We start from the raw sequence: 312 nt of genomic DNA on the forward strand, positions 1-312 counted from the left end.
TGTTGTCCAGCGGACCATCGATGCCCTGTGCGCAGCGCCTGACCTTCGCCTGGGGGTCAATATATCGATGGAGAGCGCCGTTCTCGACCTGTGGTGGTTCAATGTCTGCGAAAGGCTGGGGTCGGCTACGTCCGTTGCCGAGCGGCTTGTCTTTGAATTGAACGGCATCGACCGGTTGCCTGCATCAGCCGATGCCATCGATTTCATGACGGACATCAAACGATATGGCTGCCAGATAGCGCTCGATGATCTCGGGCCTGATCATGTGCCTGTCTGGAGTGCAGGGGCGTTTTCACCCGATATTGCCAAGAT

1 protein-coding gene is annotated in these 312 nt (G+C 57.1%); it reads left to right on the top strand.

Going from position 1 to position 312, the window contains the following annotated elements; genetic code table 11:
• Positions 1 to 312 (top strand): EAL domain-containing protein (locus tag C5750_RS26230; RefSeq protein ID WP_146118194.1); only part of this gene is annotated, 312 nt, incomplete at both ends.

It is taken from the genome of Phyllobacterium myrsinacearum (assembly GCF_002980555.1).
Taxonomy (GTDB): Bacteria; Pseudomonadota; Alphaproteobacteria; order Rhizobiales; family Rhizobiaceae; genus Phyllobacterium; species Phyllobacterium myrsinacearum.